Source organism: Amphritea atlantica (assembly GCF_900111095.1).
Taxonomy (GTDB): Bacteria; Pseudomonadota; Gammaproteobacteria; order Pseudomonadales; family Balneatricaceae; genus Amphritea; species Amphritea atlantica.
The window spans coordinates 17,417-35,995 of sequence record NZ_FOGB01000005.1 but is presented as its reverse complement, the minus strand read 5'-3'; the positions used below and the strand labels follow the sequence as shown (position 1 = coordinate 35,995).

Here is an 18,579-nt window from a genome sequence, read left to right as displayed (position 1 = left end):
CGCCACCGAGGTCACAGAATTAGTGGGAGCTGCATCTTGCAGCGATAAAGCTTTGCAGTTGCGCAGATCTTCGCCGCTGGAAGCGGCTCCTACATTATAAAGCTGGTTCGCCACCGAGGTCACAGAATTAGACGCCGCTTAGTGGTAATTAGAGAGTGGTAATGTTTAGTTGAACATTTACCGTCCGGGTGATTGAAAAAGAATTTTACCACCGAGACCACAGAGAGCACTGAGAAGAGCGACCCTTTAGCCTTTACGCTTCTCTCTGTGTCCTCCGTGCCCTCTGTGGTGAGACCGCTGTTGTAGGAGCTGCATCTTGCAGCGATAAAGCTTTGCAGTTGCGCAGGCCCTCGCCGCTGGAAGCGGCTCCTACACTATAAAGCTGGTTCGCCACCGAAGTCACAGAGAAGAGCCCCCTTTTAGCCTTTACGCTTGTCTCTGTGCCCTCTGTGGTAATACAGCTCTTTGCCTATCCCTTACGTGGATGGTTACTGGCTGATACAGCGGGCGGCTATCTCTGTTCCCTGCGGCAGGCTGAAACCCGTTTTGTCATCGCTGTAACGGGTCACTTCAGGGCAGTTATCGGGGTTGATCGCAACGGCAGGCAGACTTAGTTCCCAGCCATTTTCAATGTTGCTGAAATCCCGGGGGATCTTATATCCGAATATGGTGCTGAAGTCCTTATCTACCGCTTTGCGGGTCTCTTTTTTCAGAAATAGATGCCAGTGGCTGGTGGAGCCGATATAGCGTGGCGGTGTTTTGTAGGCAGAGAGTATACGCACCGATATCTGGCGAAAATGGTTGATGCTCTGTTGAGAAACGGTAAAGCTTTCCTCCTGGCTTTCTGCATTCACACTAGGGCACTGAATTGTCAGAACTGCGCTGATAATGAATAAAGAGATTCGTAACGGCATAGATTTATACAACCTGTCCTACGCTTAATCGCGATAATGAAAGATAGTTGTTCTGACCTATGACTCAGAGAGTCTGAAAAAATTCCATTAATTATAACGCGTTATGTTCTTTCAATAGTTCCGACAGCCTTAACGCAAGCTGTTGATAACCCAGGTTATTGAAATGGACCGGGTCCGATTTAAAACGGTTGTCGTGCAACAGGCTGGCAACTATTTCAGGCTCGATCACCAGTTGCTGCTCTTCAGCCAGTTCCTGATAGAGAGGGGCGCTGGCAGAGAACAGGTTTTTCTCCGGAACCGCGACCAGCACAACATCAATGTTCTGCGACTTTGCCAGCGAGATCATTTGGGACAGATTCTGTTTTAGCTGCGCTCTGTCCAGATTGCGCAGAATATCATTGCCGCCTTCCAGTAGAATCAGCAGGGCGGGCCGGTGCTGATCGAGCAATGCAGGCAGACGTTGTAAGCCTTCAGCTGTGGTTTCTCCAGAGACGCCGGCATTGATAACCCGACGACCCGTCAGTTGTTCCAGCTGCGTGGGATAATCCCCGCCATTACGGCTGCCAACCCCATGAGTGAGACTGTCGCCAAACGCCAGGATCACGGCCTCAGGCGGGAGATAGGTTAGTTCTTTCTGATCGCTGCAGCCGACTAATGTCAGCAGCAGCGTCAGTAAAATAGTTTTAACGCTGATTCCATTCAATGCATTGCTCCAGTGTGATACCGCTGCCGCCGAAGATATCCAGCGCGCTGCCGATGGTGAGATCGACCTTGCCATTGGATAGCTGGTCGACCAGTTTCAGATCGTCGAGTGAACGAGCACCGCCGGCATAGGTCACCGGAATCGGGCAGGCTTCACCCAACAGTTTAACTAACTCTTCATCAATCCCCGATTGCAGCCCTTCAACATCCGCCGCATGGATCAGAAACTCGGCACAGTGCTGGCTGAGTTCTGCCAATGTTTGCCCATTGACCTGGGTTGCGGTCACCGTCTGCCAGCGGTCAGTGGCGATATTCCAGCCGCTATCGGTGCGGCGGCAACTCAGATCAAGAATCAGCCGCTCTTTGCCGGTAATCGCTTTGATCTGCGCCAGCCGTTCCCAACTGAACTGACCCTTCTCAAACAGCCAGGAGGTCACAATCACATGGGATGCGCCTGCGGCAATAAACTCAGCCGCATTGCTGTTATTCACACCGCCACCAAACTGCAGGCCGTCGGGCCAGGCCGCCAGTGCTTTCAGTGCCTGTTCCCTGTTCCCAGGCCCCAGCGCGATCACATGACCACCGGTCAGATTGTGCTTGCGGTAGAGGCTGGCGTAATACTCAGCATCATACTGACTGACAAAGTTGGTTGTGGCGCCCTGATCATTCAGGCTGCCACCCACAATCTGTTTTACCTGACCCTGGTGCAGGTCGATACAGGGGCGAAACTGGGTCAACGTACGGCTCTCCGTTAAAAGGCTTATCTGCGGCGCATTGTAGCAGAAAGGGCTGGCTTCCCGATAACTCAAACTCTCGGGTTCAATCAACGGCGTGTCAGATCAGTGATTGGCAGGTCTTACCGGTTTAAATGTTGAATAGCGGGCATTAGTTTGTTAGAAATAAACGCTACTAAACGAGCCTGACTTGTTTAACTCATAAAGGATTATATTGTCGATGGATCAGACATCTCTCCCGATAAAACCGTGTTGTTTGCTTTTGCCATATCTGGCGTGCCGATGATGGTTGTCGCTGGTGTTATTCCTAATCTCTATCATCCCCTTCAGGGTTCCTGCACGCTGCAATCATTGTTTACGGTTTATCCTGATTTCTATCCGATACTTAGTGGGGCGCTAGAATGATTCACCTATTACACACCGACCGGATAACGAGCCGCTATTGTAGGGATCAATATCCCTCCGTTACTGTTAAAAACACCAGACAAGAGGGGGGCATTTTTTTTCCTGATACGGTAGAAGAAGCCTTGCAAGGGGGGGCGATCTTCCCCGGTGCTGTTGAACGGTGAACTTTGCGAAGGCTATTACTATATGGTGATCGGCCGGGTGATCGAGATCGAGGGTAACGATCCGCAAAAACTCCTTTTTAGTCAACAAAGGCATCAGCTTCTGTCAGAAGCGATAAGCAATAACCCCGAACTGGCCGATGTGCTGAGTCAATACCCGCTCTGGAGCTTGCTCGGGGAGAATAATAGTGTGCTGGCTAACGATCAGGTGGTAGATGATATTAAATCCGGGGTTATTTACGGTCTGTGGGATGAAACCTATGTACCGGAAGACCCGGATGATCTCGGTATACATAACGCATACTGATATCTCGATGAAACAGAAAATAGACCCGACACTGTTTACCGCTTTGGTTTGATGGCGGTGAAATGAACCTGGCGCTGGTTATGGGTGTTAGGGAAAGATGATGTTTTTAAGAGAGTAGGATTATGAAAGTTAAAGTTTTTCTATTTCTATCTGTGTTTACGCTGTCTTTATTGCTTTTAGCTTTTTTTACTCCTTTAGTTGATTTCTATAAGTTTTCAGATCTGTGCCGTAAGGATGGTGGTCTGACGATTTATGAAAAACTTGATAGTGGTGTTGGTTGGTTGGCTGATGATTATTTTAGTAGTCTTAGCGATGTATACTTAAAGGATGTTGGTTTTTCAAGGTTTAAAGATATTGATGGTAATTTCTATGACGTTATCTACGTTGGTGGAGATAGGTTTAAATCTTCTTCTTTTAAAAAGATAAAATTTAATTCCGAATATGATGCGATTTATTATGTTGATGTAGGTCGGAAAACTATATCTGAAAAATCAAATATTGGTGTTTATAGGAGTTCTTATAAAAGAATATCAGATGATAAGGTGATGGCTGTTTATAATAATTATTATATTGATTTGTTAAGAGAGGGGGATTTGTTTTTTGGTGTTATTCCTTCAGTATATACATGTTCAGGAGGGTATAAGTTTTTTTACTCTGAGTTAGGTGAAATGTTTAAATAATTATTCAAAAAGGAGTTTGAAATGGCTGATTTAGATGACCAGCAAGTAAGCGCTGTTATGGATCTGTATAAAGCTGGAAATGAAGCTTTCGGAAGTGGTTTTCCTGAAGATAATGATAGGGCAAGACAGAATGTAAAAGATGGACTATATGCATACGATGATACGGGTATGGATAATGTAGTTAACATAGGAATGGATAAGCTTTATGATTTAGAGGAAGGGGGTTTACCTCGTTCCTACGCTCCAGCGTGGGAATGCATACGGAGCATGCATCATGGACAGAATGGCGAGATCAATACCTTTCCCTCACCAAGTACGGGGCATCGACGCAGTGATCGATAATGTGTCTAGCGATGCCACCGCAGATGAAAACCGCGGGTTGATCTACAAAGCCAGGATATTGATACATAAAAGCCCCCTCTGGGTGGATGGCCGTGAAGTGAATCTAGAGCCGGGTATGAGTTTTAGTGAAATGTGAATATTGTAAAGTATCTTATAAGGAATAAGTCTAACGAATTTTTGATTTTGGAGTATATAAATGCCTTTTGTAAATGAGTATGTCTCAGAAGCGAATGTAAAAAAATATGGGTTGGAGGATGTTCTGTGTTCAGCCAACCCTTCATTTCGTAAGCGAGGTTTTCCTTCTGGTTTTAAATTTCATTGGACTTTTGATAAAGAAAGAAATATTTATTTGATCTTACTCAAGATTGGTAAGGAAGATTTTTCAAATCGTTTTAAATGGCTTCTTAATATAGATGGAAAATCGTTCATTTTTGAAGCGGATAAGTCTTCTCTGAGTTCTATGAATGTTAATGAAAAACCATATATTGTAATCTGGAATTTGGTCGTTAATGATAAAGTGAATTCTATAGATTTAATGAGTAAAGGTGAGTTTTATATTTTAAAGGAAGCTATTGAATGTTTTGGTTGTTTTGGCATTGTTAATGAGTTGGAAGAAGTAATTGTCAAATTTAATAGTTGATTTTTAATATTAAAGATAAGGATGTCGCATGATTAATACAGTAGTTGAAGCTAATCTTAAATTAGCGGATATCGTGAATAATGATCTTCTCACAAAAGCACAAAAAGAAGTGAATCTGGTGCCGGGCATGAGTGTTAGTGCTGAGGTGAAAACCGGAAAGCGGTATCTGATTGAACATATTCTGACGCCGTTGCTGAGATATAAGAATGAGAGTGTTAGGGAGAGGTGATTTAGGTTTGTTATCTTGTATCTTTCGAAAATATTATTTAATTGGTGGGTTGATATGAACTTTCTAAGAAAGATTATTTTTTCTTTAATATTTTTATGTGTTTGCTTAGTGGGGTGGTTGTTTTTTACCTATAAAAATTTAGCTTACGTGAATGTAAAGAATTTAACTAGCGATCGTGTTGAACTAAAATTAAATGGGGATAAGTATTTTATAGATAAATATATGGGGGTGGAGGTTTCTCCGTTATCAGGGCGGTTGAAAGTAGAATTTATTAGAGAAGGTCGTAGTTCAAGTAAATGTGACCTTGAGGTGTTTCCATTTAGACTTTGCTACTTCGAGTTATATGTAAGAGACGATGGAGTTAAGTGTTACGTTTGCGATTCAATGTAATAATTATAGATAAAAGGATTTAACTATGAGTTTATCTCGTTCCCACGCTCCAGCGTGGTAATGCATACGGAGCATGCATCATGGACAGAATGGCGAGATCAATACCTTTCCCTCACCAAGTACGGGGCATCGATGCGGTGGTTGATCATGTTTTCAGCGACGCCACCGCCGATGAGAATCTCGGCTTAATCTACAAGGTCAGAATTCTGATGCATATAAAGCCCTCTTTGGGTAGGTGGCCGTGAAGTGAATCTGGTGCCAGGCACGAGTGTTAGGGAAAGCTGAGTTAAGGAGTAAATATGACAACAAAATTGTTTTTTAAATACCTGTGTGTTGGTTTTTTCTTTATTTTAGTTAATATAGGTATTAGTTTTTTAATTGAAAAATATAATTTATCAGGATTTTGGGTGTTTTATATAAGAATGTCTTTTGTTATATTTAATTTCCTATGTTTAGTGAGAGTTTTTTTCTGTATCTGGACAACAATTGGATATTTGTTGGTCAGGCACGATCCTTATCTTAAAAGAATAACTTTGATGATAGCATCATTCTTTATATGGAAGAGTGTAATAGAGAACGATACTGATAATAGGGATATTTAATATGGCAACGTGAGTTGATATTATCAGTTTTTTGGGAAAAGCGCTTCAGCCGACATTCACACGATTACCACTGCCCCCTATTCTCTACGATGGGTCGACAGGGGCTTGCCTTAACGCTATAACTATATCTATCAGGCTGTCGGCAAATGTGTCGATAGATTTCAATTGGTCGGAATGGGGAGGAGGATGATGGTGCGTTCGCAGTTGTGCATGATTGCCTTGCCCCTGAAGATAGGTCCGCCGGTTATCAACAAGGGGTTATCTGCCCCGATATTGCCGGGTTGTAAGGTCGTTACCGGTGGATAGTAAAGCCTTTGTTCCCACACTGGTCTGGCAGCTGTTTATTGGTCAGTATTGGTCCCGGTCGACCCGTGGTATCGCTATACCTCCTCCTGTTTTTTCTCAGAATTAAATCAGCTTAAGGGGCCGTCCGGTCCGTCTGTAACAACTGAATACTGATTGCAGAGCGCTGCTGTATGCACTGTTGTATGCGGTGCTCTGTCAGGAGAATAATAATGACTGATCTTTTTGAGAATCCTGTTGGCCTGAAAGGCTTTGAATTCTGTGAGTTTTCCGGGCCTCAGCCCGATGCCATCGCCCGGGTGTTTGAGTTGCTTGGGTTTACCCTGGTGGCCCGGCACCGGTCAAAAGATGTAGAGCTGTATCGTCAGGGAGGGATCAATTTTATCCTTAACCGTGAACCCAACAGTGAAGCGTTCTATTTTGGCCAGGAACATGGCAACTCGGCGGCGGGTATGGGGTTTCGGGTGGAAAATGCACATCATGCCTACCAGTATGTGCTGGACAAAGGGGCGCAACCGATTGAGATCCCCACCGGGCCGATGGAGCTGCGCTTGCCTGCGATTAAGGGTATCGGAGGTGCACCAATCTATCTGATTGACCGCTATGAAGATGGCAGCTCTATCTATGATATCGATTTTAACTTTATCGACGGTGTGGATCGTCATCCTCCGGGGTACGGCTTTTATGAGATCGACCATCTGACCCACAATGTTTATAAAGGCCGGATGAATCACTGGGCCAGCTTTTATGAAACCCTGTTTAATTTTCGTGAGATTCGTTACTTTGATATTAAAGGTGAATATACCGGGCTGACCTCGAAAGCGATGACCGCCCCGGATGGCAAGATCCGCATCCCTCTGAATGAGGAGGCCTCCAAAGGTGGCGGACAGATCGAAGAGTTTCTGATGGCATTTAACGGTGAGGGCATTCAGCATATAGCGCTACGCACTGACAATCTGCTGGAGAGTGTTGATCAGTTACGTGCCGGTGGTCTCGAACTGATGACGGCTCCGCCTGAAACTTACTATCAGATGCTGGAAGAACGTCTGCCGGGCCATGGTGAACCGGTGGATGAGCTAAAGTCCCGGGGGATTCTGCTGGATGGTACTACCGATGATGGCCCCCGTTTGCTGTTGCAGATCTTTTCTACCTGCCAGTTGGGACCGGTGTTCTTTGAATTTATTCAGCGTAAAAAGGATGATGGTTTTGGTGAAGGTAACTTTAAAGCCCTGTTCGAGTCGATTGAGCGGGATCAGCTGAACCGGGGCGTTATCGAAAAACCGGAATAAGTGTTCAGCTGTAAATCACAGAGCACCCCGATGGCGTGCTCTGTGATGATGCAATCAGATTTAACCATAACAAAGGATAGCTATATGGCCGTTTATGCACTGGGGAGTAAAACCCCGCTGATCGATGACAGTTGTTTCGTTGCTGAGGAGGCGACCCTGATTGGTGAGGTCATTCTCAGGGAGAACACCTCGGTATGGCCACAAGCGGTTCTGCGGGGTGACAGTGAACCGATCACTATTGGCGCAGGTAGTAATGTTCAGGACGGCGCTGTACTTCATACCGACCCCGGGTTTCCACTGACGGTGGCTGAACATGTCACTATCGGCCATCAGGCAATGTTGCACGGTTGCAGCGTCGGAGAGGGCTCGCTTATCGGCATTCAGGCGGTTGTGCTCAATGGTGCCGTTATCGGTAAAAACTGTCTGGTGGGGGCGGGTGCGCTGGTCACTGAGGGGGCTATTTTTCCGGATAATACGTTGATTCTCGGGGTGCCGGCGAAAGTTGTGAGAACACTGTCCGATGAGGCCTGCGCCGGTATTCGTGCCAATACGCAGACCTATATCGATAAAGCGGCACGGTATAAAACAGCGCTGAAAAAGATCGGCTAACTGTGGTTTCTTATTCTCTTTGGCTCATGCCGGGCTCATGTTGGGCTTATGTTGGGAATATGCGTGTGTGAAAATTACAGCCAGCCCCAGCCGCTCAGGCAGGAAATTCTGTCCTATTTCAGGCATAATCCACTGAACAATCGTCCCTGCCGGTGGTCACAGCATCAGCCATGGGGGCAAGAATCAGAATTGATCAGTATTTAGGCAGAGTGGCAGCGTTTGAAAATCGGGAATATCATTGTACGTCTCAGGTCGTTTTTGACGACGGTCATCACTTTGCTGAGTCATCTGCCAACCCCGCACAGGATTGTGCTGGCGTGCGCGTCTCTGATTCTCATTGTTTCAGTGATGGTTGCAGATAACACCTCTGCGGTGCCGGTTGCCCCGGGCCAGTTCAGAAGTAATCTCTCTCTTGATCTCGGGGAGAGCGATGTCGAAGTTAATTCTGAACCATCCGTCGAAAGCTCTGCTCAGGTTAAAGACCCTGAACCCGAAGTCAGTTATGTGGTGCAGAAGGGGGATACCCTGAGCACGATTTTTGATCTGCTGCATATTTCTCAGACAACCCTCTATAAATTGATGGAAGCGGACCTTAACGTGTTGGCGCTGGATACTATTCAGCCCGGTCATCAACTGGGGTTTAACTTTGATACTGAGGGTGACCTGAAGCAGTTTATCTTCCGTTCCGGGTTGACCTACAAGGTAGTGTTTAATCGCGGGGAGAAGGGAGAGTTCGAGTATAAGGAGTTTATCGAAAAAGGAGGCTATCGCCGGGAGGTCTTTGCGGGCGAAGTACAGGGCGATCTGCCCCGCTCGATGCAGCGCGCAGGAGTGCGCATTGCTGAGGCGTATCAGGTGACCAGTCTGCTGAAAGAGCGGATGAATTTCAGAAGTCATCTGCGTGCAGGAGACCGGTTTCAACTGGCGGTTTCGCGTCAGTATGTGAAGGGTGAATATACCGGTAACAGTATCATCGAAGGCTTTGTCTACGATGGTGCTATTCGTAAGCAGTCGGCGTTTCTGTTTGATGATAACTACTTCGATGCTGATGGCGAAAGCCTGGAAAAAGCGTTTCAGCGGATCCCTCTGAAGCGCAGATATCGCATCTCCTCAGGCTTTAATCCTAAGCGAAAACACCCCATTACCGGGTTGATCCGGCCCCATAACGGCACTGACTTTTCCGTTCCGATCGGCACGCCGGTGCTGGCGGCCGGAGATGGCGTGGTCACCCGGGTGATTAAGCATCGTTATGCGGGGCTGTATATTGAGATTCAGCACAACCGGAAATATACCACCCGCTATCTGCATCTGAGTAAGGCCTATGTGCGTAAAGGGCAGAAAGTCTCCCGAGGCCAAAAGATCGCCGCATCCGGTAACTCAGGCCGCTCGACCGGGGCGCATCTGCACTACGAACTGCGTGTGAATGGTCGTCCGGTGAATGCGATGACCGCCCCGATCCCCGTGGTGCAGACTATCGCCAGCAAAAAGCGTAATGCTTTCAAGCATCAGGTCGCTGAGCTGAAGTCCCTGATGGCAGAGCAACTGGCACTGGCGAAAAAGCAGTAGCTAGATTCCCGTTTTACCGTGACCGTTTTACCGCGACTCGTTTATCAGGCCCGGCCATTCTGCCGGGCTTTTTTATGCCTGTTGTGTCGCTCAACCCTGAGATGTGTGTCCTTAATCCCTTCTCCTTAATCTCTTCGGTACTTATGATGCCCTGGGCTCTCTAATCGCGTCTCTGCTCTGATAGTCGCAGACAAACTGATGGGACTCTCCGTCGCTCATTGCTCTATTTAAAGGGTGGAACAAAGTGTCGCACAGGGTGCGTCACCCTGATTTACATAACCGTTCAGTGGTGAATCATAGACTCCGTTTATATCTAAAAACAGTATATAAATCATGTAGTTAATTTTATGGCACAGGCATTGCTCATACAGTGATATAGAAAAATATAACAACTGATACTGTGGAGCATGATATGAAACCGAGTCAGGAACAACAGGTATGGATGTACAAACACATGCTTGTGAGTCGCTTCTTTGAAGAGGTGATTGAAAAGATCTACATGGAGGGTAAAAGCCCCGCCTTCAATATGGCCAACGGCCCCATTCCCGGTGAGATGCATCTGTCTAATGGTCAGGAACCCTGCGCTGTCGGTGTGTGCGCGCATCTGACCGCGGAAGATGTGGTCACTTCTACTCACCGCCCCCATCACGTTGCGATTGCCAAAGGGGTGGATCTTAAAGCGATGGCTGCCGAAATTTTCGGTAAGAAGACCGGCCTCAGCGGTGGTCGTGGCGGACATATGCATATCTTTGATGCCAACGTTAACTTCTCCTGTTCAGGGATCATTGGCCAGAGTGTTGGCCCGGCGGTGGGTGCTGCGTTATCCCGGGTGATGCAGAAGAAAAGTGGAATCGCGGTGGCCTATCTGGGTGAGGGGGCTGCTAACCAGGGAGCGTTCCACGAAGCGCTGAATATGGCAGGTGTCTGGAAGCTGCCAGTCATCTTTATTATCGAAGATAACTCCTGGGGGATCTCTGTTTCCAAGCGAGCCAGTACCGCGATTGATCGGAACTCGGATCGGGCGGTTGCCTATGGTATGCCCGGTGAATTTATCGCAGGGAACGATCCGGTTGCCATCTTTGATGTGGTCGGTGAAGCGATTGCCCGTGCCCGCAATGGTGGAGGCCCCACGCTTATCGAGATCGAAACCTCACGTCTGGCAGGTCACTTTATGGGGGATGGTGAAACCTATCGTCCGGCTGGCGAAAAAGAGGCTCTGCAGAAGATCGATCCCATTCCGGTTATGAAGCAACGCCTGCTGGACGAGGGAATTCTGACCGATGCCACAGATGCTGCGCTGGTAGAGGAAGCGCATGCAGCGGTTGACGCAGCGATACAGTTTGCCCGTGACAGTGAATACGCCGCGCCTGAAGAGGCGATGCAAAAAGTATTTGTCTAAGCGGTAATGCGAAATCAGGTCAGGATTGAGGAGATATAAACATGACTCAGGTAAAAGAAAAAGAACGCAAGTTGACGATCGCCCGGGCGATGGCAGAAGCGATTGCTCAGGAGATGCGCATCGATGACAAAGTGTTTGTGATGGGTGAAGACATCGGTGAGTTAGGTGGTGTATTCGGTAATACCCGTGGGCTGCACGAAGAGTTTGGTGGTGAGCGTGTGCGCGATACGCCGATCTCTGAAACCGCTTTTATCGGTGCTGCTGTGGGTGCTGCATCCGATGGTATGAAGCCGGTTGTCGAGCTGATGTTTGTCGACTTCTTCGGGGTTTGTTTCGACGCAATCTACAACATGATGGCAAAGAACACCTATTTCTCAGGCGGTAATGTCACGGTGCCGATGGTGCTGATGACCTCCACCGGTGGGGGTTACTCCGATGGTGGGCAGCACTCTCAGTGTGTCCATGCCACCTTTGCCCATCTGCCGGGTATGAAAGTGGTTGCGCCCTCCAATGCCTACGATGCCAAAGGGATGATGATTGCCGCGATTCGTGATCCTAACCCGGTGGTGTTCATGTTCCATAAGGCCCTGCAGGGAATGGGGTGGCTGGGGACTGAAAAAGAGGCCATCGTGCATGTGCCGGAAGCCGCCTATGAGGTTGAACTGGGTAAGGCCGTGGTCACCCGTCCAGGCACCGATGTCACGATTGTGGGGATCACCTCCGGTGTGCACTTCGGTCTGAAGGCTGCGCGGATTCTCGAAGAACAGGGTGTCAGTGCGGAAGTGGTTGACTTGCGTTCGCTGGCACCGCTGGACCGTGACACGGTGATTGAGTCGGTTAAGAAAACCGGCCGCCTGATTGTAGTGGATGAGGATTATCACAGCTACGGCATGACCGCAGAGATTATCGCCAGTGTGGTCGAGGCCGGCGTTCCTTTGAAAGCGGCGCCTCAGCGAGTGGCATATCCCGACATTCCGATTCCGTTTGCCCGTCCTATGGAGCAGTGGGCGCTACCAAGCCCGGAAAAAATTATCGCAGCTTTTAACAAAATGAAGGAAGACTAACAGATGACAACTGATGTAATTGTACCCGTCGATATGTGGGAAGAAGACTCTGAGGGGGTTATCACCTCCTGGCTGGCCAGTGATGGTGGTGAGGTTGCCGAGGGTGATGTGATCGCAGAACTGATGGTTGAAAAGATTCAGTATGAACTGGAAGCAACCGCTTCCGGGGTCTTAAAGATCATCAATGATGTAGATGAAATTGTCGAAAAGGGCCAGACCGTGGCAACTATCGGCTAGCAGATCGGGAGAGACAGATGACCGCCTCAGATACACTCAGGGTAACGCCTCTCAAAGGCTTGAGGGGCATGATTGCCAACAATATGCGACGCAGCCTTGATGAGGCTGCTCAGCTGACTCACCATGCCGTTTGCTGCGTTGATACTATGTGGCGGCGTAAGGAGAAAATGGCAGAGCAGGGGGTTAACATCTCGGTTGAAGACCTGCTCGCTGACTACGTTGTCAACGTCCTGGCGAAGCACCCGGTGCTGAATGGGCGTATTGAAAACAATGAGATCTCTATCTACCGCAATATCGATCTGTGTTATGCCATTGGCTTGCCCGGTGGCAAGTTGATGGCGCCAGCGTTGTTTGCCGCTGATCAGAAAGATATTCAGGAGCGTGCTGCCGCCCGTCGTGAGCTGCTTAACCGGGCTAAAGATGGGCAGTTAACAGTCTCGGAGATGAAGGGCGGTACCTTTACCCTGACCAACATCGGTCGCAGCCGGGTGCGGTTTTTTACCCCCCTTATCAACCTGCCGCAACTGGCTATTTTAGGGATAGGGGAAACCTATGCGGAGGTGGCTGTCGAGGATGGGCAGTTTGTAACCAGACGGATGATGGGCCTGTCCCTGACCTTTGATCATCGCGGGGTTGATGGTGGTCCGGCGGCTGATTTTCTCTCTGATCTCTGTCGGGAGATCGAAAGTGAATAGTCTGACCATCAGCGGGCGCAGCCGTATCGCTAAGATAAAGCGCAATACGCCGGTTGAAATTTCTGCAGGTCTCGAGCTTGAGCAGACGCTTCTGGATCAGGTGCTGAGCGGTCGGGTGCAGTGCGGTTATGCATTGTGGCGCAGTAAGCAGGCCCTGGTTGTGCCTAAAAGTGCTACCAATCGTAGTAACTTTCAGGCGGCCAGCGACTATTGTGCTGAGCAGGGCTGGCCGGTGGTGATTCGCAGTACCGGAGGAGAGCTGACGCCGCAGAGTGAGGGCTTCATCAATCTGACCATGGCAATCAAGTGCAAAAAAGGTCAGATGAGTATCCGCGACAGTTATCGGGTGATCTGCAATGCGATTCTGGGGTGGCTATCCGACAACGGCATTCAGGGAGAGTGCGCCTCTATCGAGGGAGCCTTCTGCGATGGTGATTTTAATGTGGTGGTTGGGGGGCAGAAACTCGCCGGAACCGCTCAGCGCTGGAAGAAGATCACCAACCCTCTGGCCCGTACCGATGACCGGGATATGGCGCTGCTGATGCACGCGGTTATTTTATGTGACGGCGATCTGCCAGCGATGTGGAATATTTCCAACCGGTTTTATGAAAAGTGTCAGCTGAATCCCTTTATTGTTGAAGGTAAGCATATATCCCTTGCCCAGCTAATGAATAAATCAGGTGAAAGCTTTGTTTTAAAATCCCTTGATGGGCTTGATGCATATCTTAATCGTTATATCGATAAATATATTTAGGTTAATCGAACGTGGCGTTTTTAGCTGTTTAGTCTGATCGCTAATCAGTTTAAAAAATAATATTAATCCTGGAGATTATTATGAATAAAAATAAAAAAGATTTACTGCAGTCTACGAGTGCCAGAAAAGGCAAGGCAGGTGAAGTTTGCATGAATCGCCGACGCTTTCTGTCTAAAACGGGTACCTATGCCGTCGCCGCTTCGGCTGTTGTTCTTGGCGGAGGTTTGTTCGCGCCTGATTCTTACGCAGCGAAGAAAATTGGTGAAAAAGCGAATACCACACTGTTGAAAATGGCGCGGGATATTTACCCTCACGATACCCTGGAAGATAAATATTACACTCAGGTGTTAACGCCAATGATTCAGGCCGCTGCCTCCGATGATAAAAAATTATCGGAACTGGCCGACGGTGCTAAATCTCTGGACCAGATCGCTTCGCAGCTTTTCGGTGTCAGTTATATCGATATTAAATCTGAAAAAGACCGGGTATCTGTGCTGAAACAGATCGAGTCGTCTCCTTTCTTTCAGAATATTAAAGGCGCCCTGATGATGGGCATCTACAACAACCCCGATCTGTGGCCTCGCTTTGGCTATGGTGGATCCGCCTGGGAAAAGGGCGGCTACATCAACCGTGGTTACAACGATATTGACTGGATCTGAAGAGAGGAATAGCTATGTCTACTAAATTTGATTTAAACGATGACAGCCTGGTGGTCATTATTGGTTCCGGTGCTGGTGGCGGTACATTGGCAAATGAGCTGGCGCAGAAGGGGATCCGCTCAGTCGTTCTTGAAGCGGGCAAACGCTTTAAGATGGACGATATTGAAAACGATGAATGGAAGATGTTTGGCAAAATTTCCTGGCTGGATAAACGTTATGTTGTTGGCCCCGCCCGGATTGCAAAAGATTTTCCCAACCTGCCTGCCTGGATTGTAAAAGGTGTGGGTGGTGCGACGATGCACTGGGCGGGTGTGGCGATGCGTTTTCAGGAACACGAGTTCAAGATGAAAACCACCAACGGCACCGTGCCTGGTGCCAACGTGCTTGACTGGCCGGTGACGCTGAAAGAGATGGAGCCTTACTACGAAAAGGCGGAAAAGAAGATGGGTGTCTGTGGCACCAAAGCCACCGGCATGCCTTTTCATGGCGAGAGTAGTCACTATAAGGTGGTCAAAGAGGGAGCCAACCGTATCGGTGCGAAGTGCGAGCAGGCGACCCTGGCCATTAATACCGAGACCCGTGATGGGCGTCCATCCTGCCAGGTGAATGGTTTCTGTATGCAGGGTTGTCGTATCGGTGCTAAGTGGTCAACCATGTACACCGAAATTCCGAAAGCGGAAGCTACGGGTAAAACTGAGGTGCGTCCGCAATCCATGGTACTGCGGATCGAACATGATAAAACCGGCAAGGTAACCGGTGTCCTCTATGCGGATAAAGATGGCAATCAGCATCTGCAAAAAGCGCGCGTGGTTGCTGTCGCGGGTAACTCCATCGAATCTCCACGGATGTTGCTGAACTCCGCTTCATCGATGTTCCCTGATGGTCTGGCGAACTCCTCTGGTCAGGTGGGTCAGAACTATATGACCCATACCACTGGTGGGGTCTATGCCGAGTTCGAAAAGCCTGTGCATATGTATAAGAGTACGGTGGTGCCGGGTATTGTTCACGAGTGGAAGAATAATGATCCGGGTCGTGGACATGTTGCCGGTTATGAGCTTGAAATTCTGCATCTGGGGCTGCCCTTTATGTCTGCCTTCCTTAATCCTGGTAAAGGTGGCTGGGGGCGTGAGCTGGCGGACTCTCTGGCTAACTATGACAAAATGGCGGGTTTCTGGATCTGTGGTGAGGATATGGCGGTTGAATCCAACAACATTACCCTGCATCCGACAGAGAAAGATCAGTATGGTCTGCCGGTGCCAGTGGTCTATAAAGCGGACCATATCAATGATACTCGTATGCGCAACCATGCCTATGACAGGTCCAAAGAGCTGTTCGATGCAGTGGGTGCGCTGAAGGTTAATAATCTGCCGCCTTATCCTGCCAGTCATAATATGGGCACCAACCGCATGAGTGAGCATGCCAGAGATGGTGTGGTTAACCGCTGGGGGCAGGCGCACGATATTGATAACCTGTTTGTCTCTGACGGTAGCCAGTTCACCTCCAGTGGTACTGAGAACCCCACTCTGACGATTGTGGCTCTGGCGATTCGTCAGGCCGATTATATTGCTGACCAGATGAAGAAAAAGGCGATCTGACCGCTGTAACCTGTTTCACTCGGTGTAACTCTTTGGCACGCTTTCGAGCGTGCCTTTTTTGTTTCAGGGGGGGATATAGTTAATGCGCTGTTAGCCTGGGGGGGGGCCAGGTCTGATTTGTCGTGTGCGCCACATGAAACGCTCCGATCTTTTCTTTTGTTAACCCGTCATCTCATCGTCTCGCCAGACTGTTCAACGCTCACCCCTGGATGGCTCAATAGTTTCTTCAGGTTGAAGACATATTTCGGTCTCTGATACATAGCTACCGCGACTTAGTCACAGGCGAGTGTTTTTCCCGTGCAGACTTACATGCCTTGTTGCTTAGATTGGATGATAGGGGTTGTTGGAAAATAGGGGTTATTCCAATGCTGCTGGAATGAATGGAGGGCGGGTTAGGAGGTACGGTAAATAAGTGGTCAGAGCAGAAAAGCAAAAGCCCCAGGGAAGCAGGCTTCCAAGGGGCTTACAGAGGAAGGGGTTAGTTAGAAAGCAAAGTTAAAACCAACGTTGATCAGTGTGGTTGTCTCGCCTGCAGGTGCAGGGCTGGCAACAATTGAGGTGGCATAGCGTGAAATAGTACCCATCTCATCCGCATCAACATGGGCCAACTGAGCATAAACAATCGTCGATTCACCAATGGTGTATTCGTTGCTTAACACCAGTGATTTAGTTTCTACACTCTTGGCTGGCGCTTTATCCTTATTGACGTAGTAAGCGATCGTCGCGCTGTTTTTCTCATTCCACTGCCAGTCCATGCCAACGCCAAGAGCATCCAGATCCAGAATCTGATTGCCGTTAGCATCATTGTTTTCAGTGTTCATGAAATTGGTTTTGAAGTTCAGATCACCAACCGCATAGGCGGCACCCAGTGCCCAGCTGGTAACAACATCTTCAGCGGTTTGCTGGTCACGCATATTCTGATAAGAACCGGACAGCGTTACTGGGCCTGTGTTATACGCAGCACCAATAGCAATAACATCCCCCTCTTTCTGAGAGCCTTCCTGACCGCCGAAGGAGTACAGCACACCGAAGTCTAAGCCATTGATGTTGTTGCGATATTGCACCGCATTTTTAAAGAAGATACCGACATCATTATTGGCATTGCGGCCATCCGTGCTGGCGGGGTCGTTAACGGTAGAGAAGTACTGACTATAGGCCCAGGCATACAGATTAGAGAACTGTTCTTTGAATATACGGGGTTCTGTACCCAGATGTGCAAGCAGAGCAGGGCCGTATTGACGACCAATGATAACCGTTCCCCAGTCGCCGGTTACTCCCAGATTTGCCTGGCGCCGGAACAACAGCCTGCCACTACTGTCATCTCCGTCTGTACTGGCATCACCGGTACCATGAAACATACCGGTGTCCAGATCGAAGTGGGCTTCAAGATTAAAAAAGGCATCCATTCCATTATCCAGTGACCGGGACCCTTTAAAGCCAAGAACGGTTTGACGTAAGCCACTGGTTTCCAATCCCAGTTTCTCATCACCATCAGTGGATACCTTGTCCTGATAGAGAATCCCCGCATCAAGAATGCCATACATCGATAGCTTGGTATTAGCTGCTTCGCCGATCAGAATATCGGCAGATGCATGGGTTGCTGCCCCTGATAGCATCATCATCGCTGTCAGTGTTTTAACAGGGCTGATTAGCACCATCTTTTTGCGGGATGATTTTTTTAAGTTCATAGAGTTACTCCCCAACGGAATTTATAGTTAGATTTATTTACGGGGTTTTCACGTTATACTATTTATATAAATAGGAATGTGAAAAATTGATTTAACATCGACCCGCAGGAGAAGGAGCAGAGAATATGCCAAAAAATTTATTTTGTTTTCTAAAAATTAAAAGATATTAATGATTTCAATGGGTTGTGGTTTTTTTGTTTTGGTTTGGATGGTTTTTATTATATGAGTCAGTGTTTTGTAAAAGAGTTGTTTTATAAAAAAGAGGCTGTTCTGCAACAGTATGTTTCATCTTTATGAATCATACTGTGGCGTTAAATTAAAGTGCCGCTTTAATCAGAGTTATATAAAATGAGATAGGTTAGCCTAAATTTTTATCTTCTTTCTTTCGCTATACATTTTTAAGACTTTCTGTCGCATCAAATCGAGACAGTCTGTTTCATTTGCTGCCATTCAATAGGGCGGGTTAATTTAAAAATTAGTTATTTCGTACAATTATCAATAACTTATGTTTTTGGTACTGTTATTGCTCTAATTACAATTGTTAGTTGTGAGACTTTATCCGGCTTACTGATTGTAATTTCGTAAGTTATTTGTCCGGCATATCGTAGTTGATAC

General features: G+C 47.8%; 19 protein-coding genes. 15 read left to right on the top strand and 4 right to left on the bottom strand.

The features are described from left to right. Positions 1-488: 488 nt before the first annotated feature. The 3 genes from BMY09_RS09730 to hisA all read right to left on the bottom strand — a co-directional run bounded on the left by BMY09_RS09730 (position 489) and on the right by hisA (position 2,353). Positions 489-854 (bottom strand): hypothetical protein, encoded by a 366-nt coding sequence (locus BMY09_RS09730; protein ID WP_139203178.1) that lies wholly within the window; start codon positions 852-854, stop codon positions 489-491. Positions 855-1,005: 151 nt separating this feature from the next. Continuing rightward, complete coding sequence (locus BMY09_RS09725) at positions 1,006-1,617, bottom strand: GDSL-type esterase/lipase family protein (RefSeq protein ID WP_245756545.1); 612 nt, start codon at positions 1,615-1,617, stop codon at positions 1,006-1,008. Then, entirely contained in the window at positions 1,598-2,353 is a 756-nt protein-coding gene (gene hisA / locus BMY09_RS09720; protein ID WP_091357309.1) for a phosphoribosylformimino-5-aminoimidazole carboxamide ribotide isomerase, read from the bottom strand. Before hisA ends, BMY09_RS09725 begins: the two co-directional genes overlap by 20 nt. 555 nt (positions 2,354-2,908) lie before the next feature. On the opposite strand from hisA, the gene BMY09_RS09715 reads away from it, so the two are divergent. From BMY09_RS09715 to BMY09_RS09640, 15 genes are all read left to right on the top strand, one after another. After that, entirely contained in the window at positions 2,909-3,223 is a 315-nt protein-coding gene (locus tag BMY09_RS09715) for a hypothetical protein (RefSeq protein ID WP_139203177.1), read from the top strand. 122 nt (positions 3,224-3,345) lie between these two features. Next, entirely contained in the window at positions 3,346-3,903 is a 558-nt protein-coding gene (locus tag BMY09_RS09710; RefSeq protein WP_091357306.1) for a hypothetical protein, read from the top strand. Between the two features lie 21 nt (positions 3,904-3,924). Continuing rightward, entirely contained in the window at positions 3,925-4,245 is a 321-nt protein-coding gene (locus BMY09_RS09705; RefSeq protein ID WP_091357305.1) for a hypothetical protein, read from the top strand. Between the two features lie 196 nt (positions 4,246-4,441). Then, on the top strand, positions 4,442-4,885 hold the full coding sequence (locus tag BMY09_RS09700) for a hypothetical protein (protein ID WP_091357302.1): 444 nt from the start codon (positions 4,442-4,444) through the stop codon (positions 4,883-4,885). Positions 4,886-4,913: 28 nt separating this feature from the next. Continuing rightward, positions 4,914-5,114, top strand: coding sequence for a hypothetical protein (locus BMY09_RS09695; protein ID WP_091357300.1), 201 nt, complete (start codon positions 4,914-4,916; stop codon positions 5,112-5,114). A gap of 1,507 nt (positions 5,115-6,621) precedes the next feature. Continuing rightward, the gene (gene hppD / locus BMY09_RS09685) at positions 6,622-7,698 is read left to right on the top strand and encodes a 4-hydroxyphenylpyruvate dioxygenase (RefSeq protein WP_091357295.1); all 1,077 of its coding nucleotides are present in this window, start codon (positions 6,622-6,624) and stop codon (positions 7,696-7,698) included. Positions 7,699-7,782: 84 nt separating this feature from the next. Then, positions 7,783-8,307 carry a gamma carbonic anhydrase family protein gene (locus BMY09_RS09680; protein WP_091357292.1) on the top strand — a complete coding sequence of 175 codons (525 nt, stop codon included), beginning with the start codon at positions 7,783-7,785 and terminating at the stop codon, positions 8,305-8,307. A gap of 258 nt (positions 8,308-8,565) precedes the next feature. After that, positions 8,566-9,873 carry a peptidoglycan DD-metalloendopeptidase family protein gene (locus BMY09_RS09675; RefSeq protein ID WP_245756544.1) on the top strand — a complete coding sequence of 436 codons (1,308 nt, stop codon included), beginning with the start codon at positions 8,566-8,568 and terminating at the stop codon, positions 9,871-9,873. 412 nt (positions 9,874-10,285) lie between these two features. After that, positions 10,286-11,272, top strand: a complete 987-nt coding sequence (locus tag BMY09_RS09670; protein ID WP_091357291.1) for a thiamine pyrophosphate-dependent dehydrogenase E1 component subunit alpha — start codon at positions 10,286-10,288, stop codon at positions 11,270-11,272. A gap of 41 nt (positions 11,273-11,313) precedes the next feature. Beyond that, the gene (locus BMY09_RS09665; protein WP_091357288.1) at positions 11,314-12,336 is read left to right on the top strand and encodes an alpha-ketoacid dehydrogenase subunit beta; all 1,023 of its coding nucleotides are present in this window, start codon (positions 11,314-11,316) and stop codon (positions 12,334-12,336) included. A gap of 3 nt (positions 12,337-12,339) precedes the next feature. Then, positions 12,340-12,573 (top strand): biotin/lipoyl-containing protein, encoded by a 234-nt coding sequence (locus BMY09_RS09660; protein ID WP_091357285.1) that lies wholly within the window; start codon positions 12,340-12,342, stop codon positions 12,571-12,573. A 17-nt stretch (positions 12,574-12,590) separates the two neighbouring features. Then, positions 12,591-13,268: a 2-oxo acid dehydrogenase subunit E2 gene (locus tag BMY09_RS09655; RefSeq protein ID WP_091357283.1), complete on the top strand. Its 678-nt coding sequence runs from the start codon at positions 12,591-12,593 to the stop codon at positions 13,266-13,268. After that, entirely contained in the window at positions 13,261-14,022 is a 762-nt protein-coding gene (locus tag BMY09_RS09650) for a lipoate--protein ligase family protein (protein WP_091357280.1), read from the top strand. The genes BMY09_RS09655 and BMY09_RS09650 overlap by 8 nt, the downstream gene beginning before the upstream one ends. Before the next feature lie 80 nt (positions 14,023-14,102). Then, positions 14,103-14,681, top strand: a complete 579-nt coding sequence (locus BMY09_RS09645) for a gluconate 2-dehydrogenase subunit 3 family protein (protein WP_245756543.1) — start codon at positions 14,103-14,105, stop codon at positions 14,679-14,681. A gap of 14 nt (positions 14,682-14,695) precedes the next feature. Continuing rightward, positions 14,696-16,276, top strand: coding sequence for a GMC family oxidoreductase (locus BMY09_RS09640; protein WP_091357278.1), 1,581 nt, complete (start codon positions 14,696-14,698; stop codon positions 16,274-16,276). A gap of 482 nt (positions 16,277-16,758) precedes the next feature. On the opposite strand, the gene BMY09_RS09635 is transcribed toward BMY09_RS09640, so the two are convergent. After that, positions 16,759-17,964: a porin gene (locus BMY09_RS09635; protein WP_217647420.1), complete on the bottom strand. Its 1,206-nt coding sequence runs from the start codon at positions 17,962-17,964 to the stop codon at positions 16,759-16,761. Positions 17,965-18,579 lie beyond the last annotated feature (615 nt).

Bases quoted from the DNA above. Each gene is read 5' to 3' on its own strand.
- BMY09_RS09665 (WP_091357288.1), top strand. From the start codon at position 11,314: ATGACTCAGGTAAAAGAAAAAGAACGCAAGTTGACGATCGCCCGGGCG.
- BMY09_RS09705 (WP_091357305.1), top strand. From the start codon at position 3,925: ATGGCTGATTTAGATGACCAGCAAGTAAGCGCTGTTATGGATCTGTAT.
- BMY09_RS09645 (WP_245756543.1), top strand. From the start codon at position 14,103: ATGAATAAAAATAAAAAAGATTTACTGCAGTCTACGAGTGCCAGAAAA.
- BMY09_RS09695 (WP_091357300.1), top strand. From the start codon at position 4,914: ATGATTAATACAGTAGTTGAAGCTAATCTTAAATTAGCGGATATCGTG.
- BMY09_RS09670 (WP_091357291.1), top strand. From the start codon at position 10,286: ATGAAACCGAGTCAGGAACAACAGGTATGGATGTACAAACACATGCTT.
- BMY09_RS09700 (WP_091357302.1), top strand. From the start codon at position 4,442: ATGCCTTTTGTAAATGAGTATGTCTCAGAAGCGAATGTAAAAAAATAT.
- BMY09_RS09655 (WP_091357283.1), top strand. From the start codon at position 12,591: ATGACCGCCTCAGATACACTCAGGGTAACGCCTCTCAAAGGCTTGAGG.
- BMY09_RS09710 (WP_091357306.1), top strand. From the start codon at position 3,346: ATGAAAGTTAAAGTTTTTCTATTTCTATCTGTGTTTACGCTGTCTTTA.
- BMY09_RS09680 (WP_091357292.1), top strand. From the start codon at position 7,783: ATGGCCGTTTATGCACTGGGGAGTAAAACCCCGCTGATCGATGACAGT.
- BMY09_RS09635 (WP_217647420.1), bottom strand. From the start codon at position 17,964: ATGAACTTAAAAAAATCATCCCGCAAAAAGATGGTGCTAATCAGCCCT.
- BMY09_RS09640 (WP_091357278.1), top strand. From the start codon at position 14,696: ATGTCTACTAAATTTGATTTAAACGATGACAGCCTGGTGGTCATTATT.
- BMY09_RS09660 (WP_091357285.1), top strand. From the start codon at position 12,340: ATGACAACTGATGTAATTGTACCCGTCGATATGTGGGAAGAAGACTCT.
- hppD (WP_091357295.1), top strand. From the start codon at position 6,622: ATGACTGATCTTTTTGAGAATCCTGTTGGCCTGAAAGGCTTTGAATTC.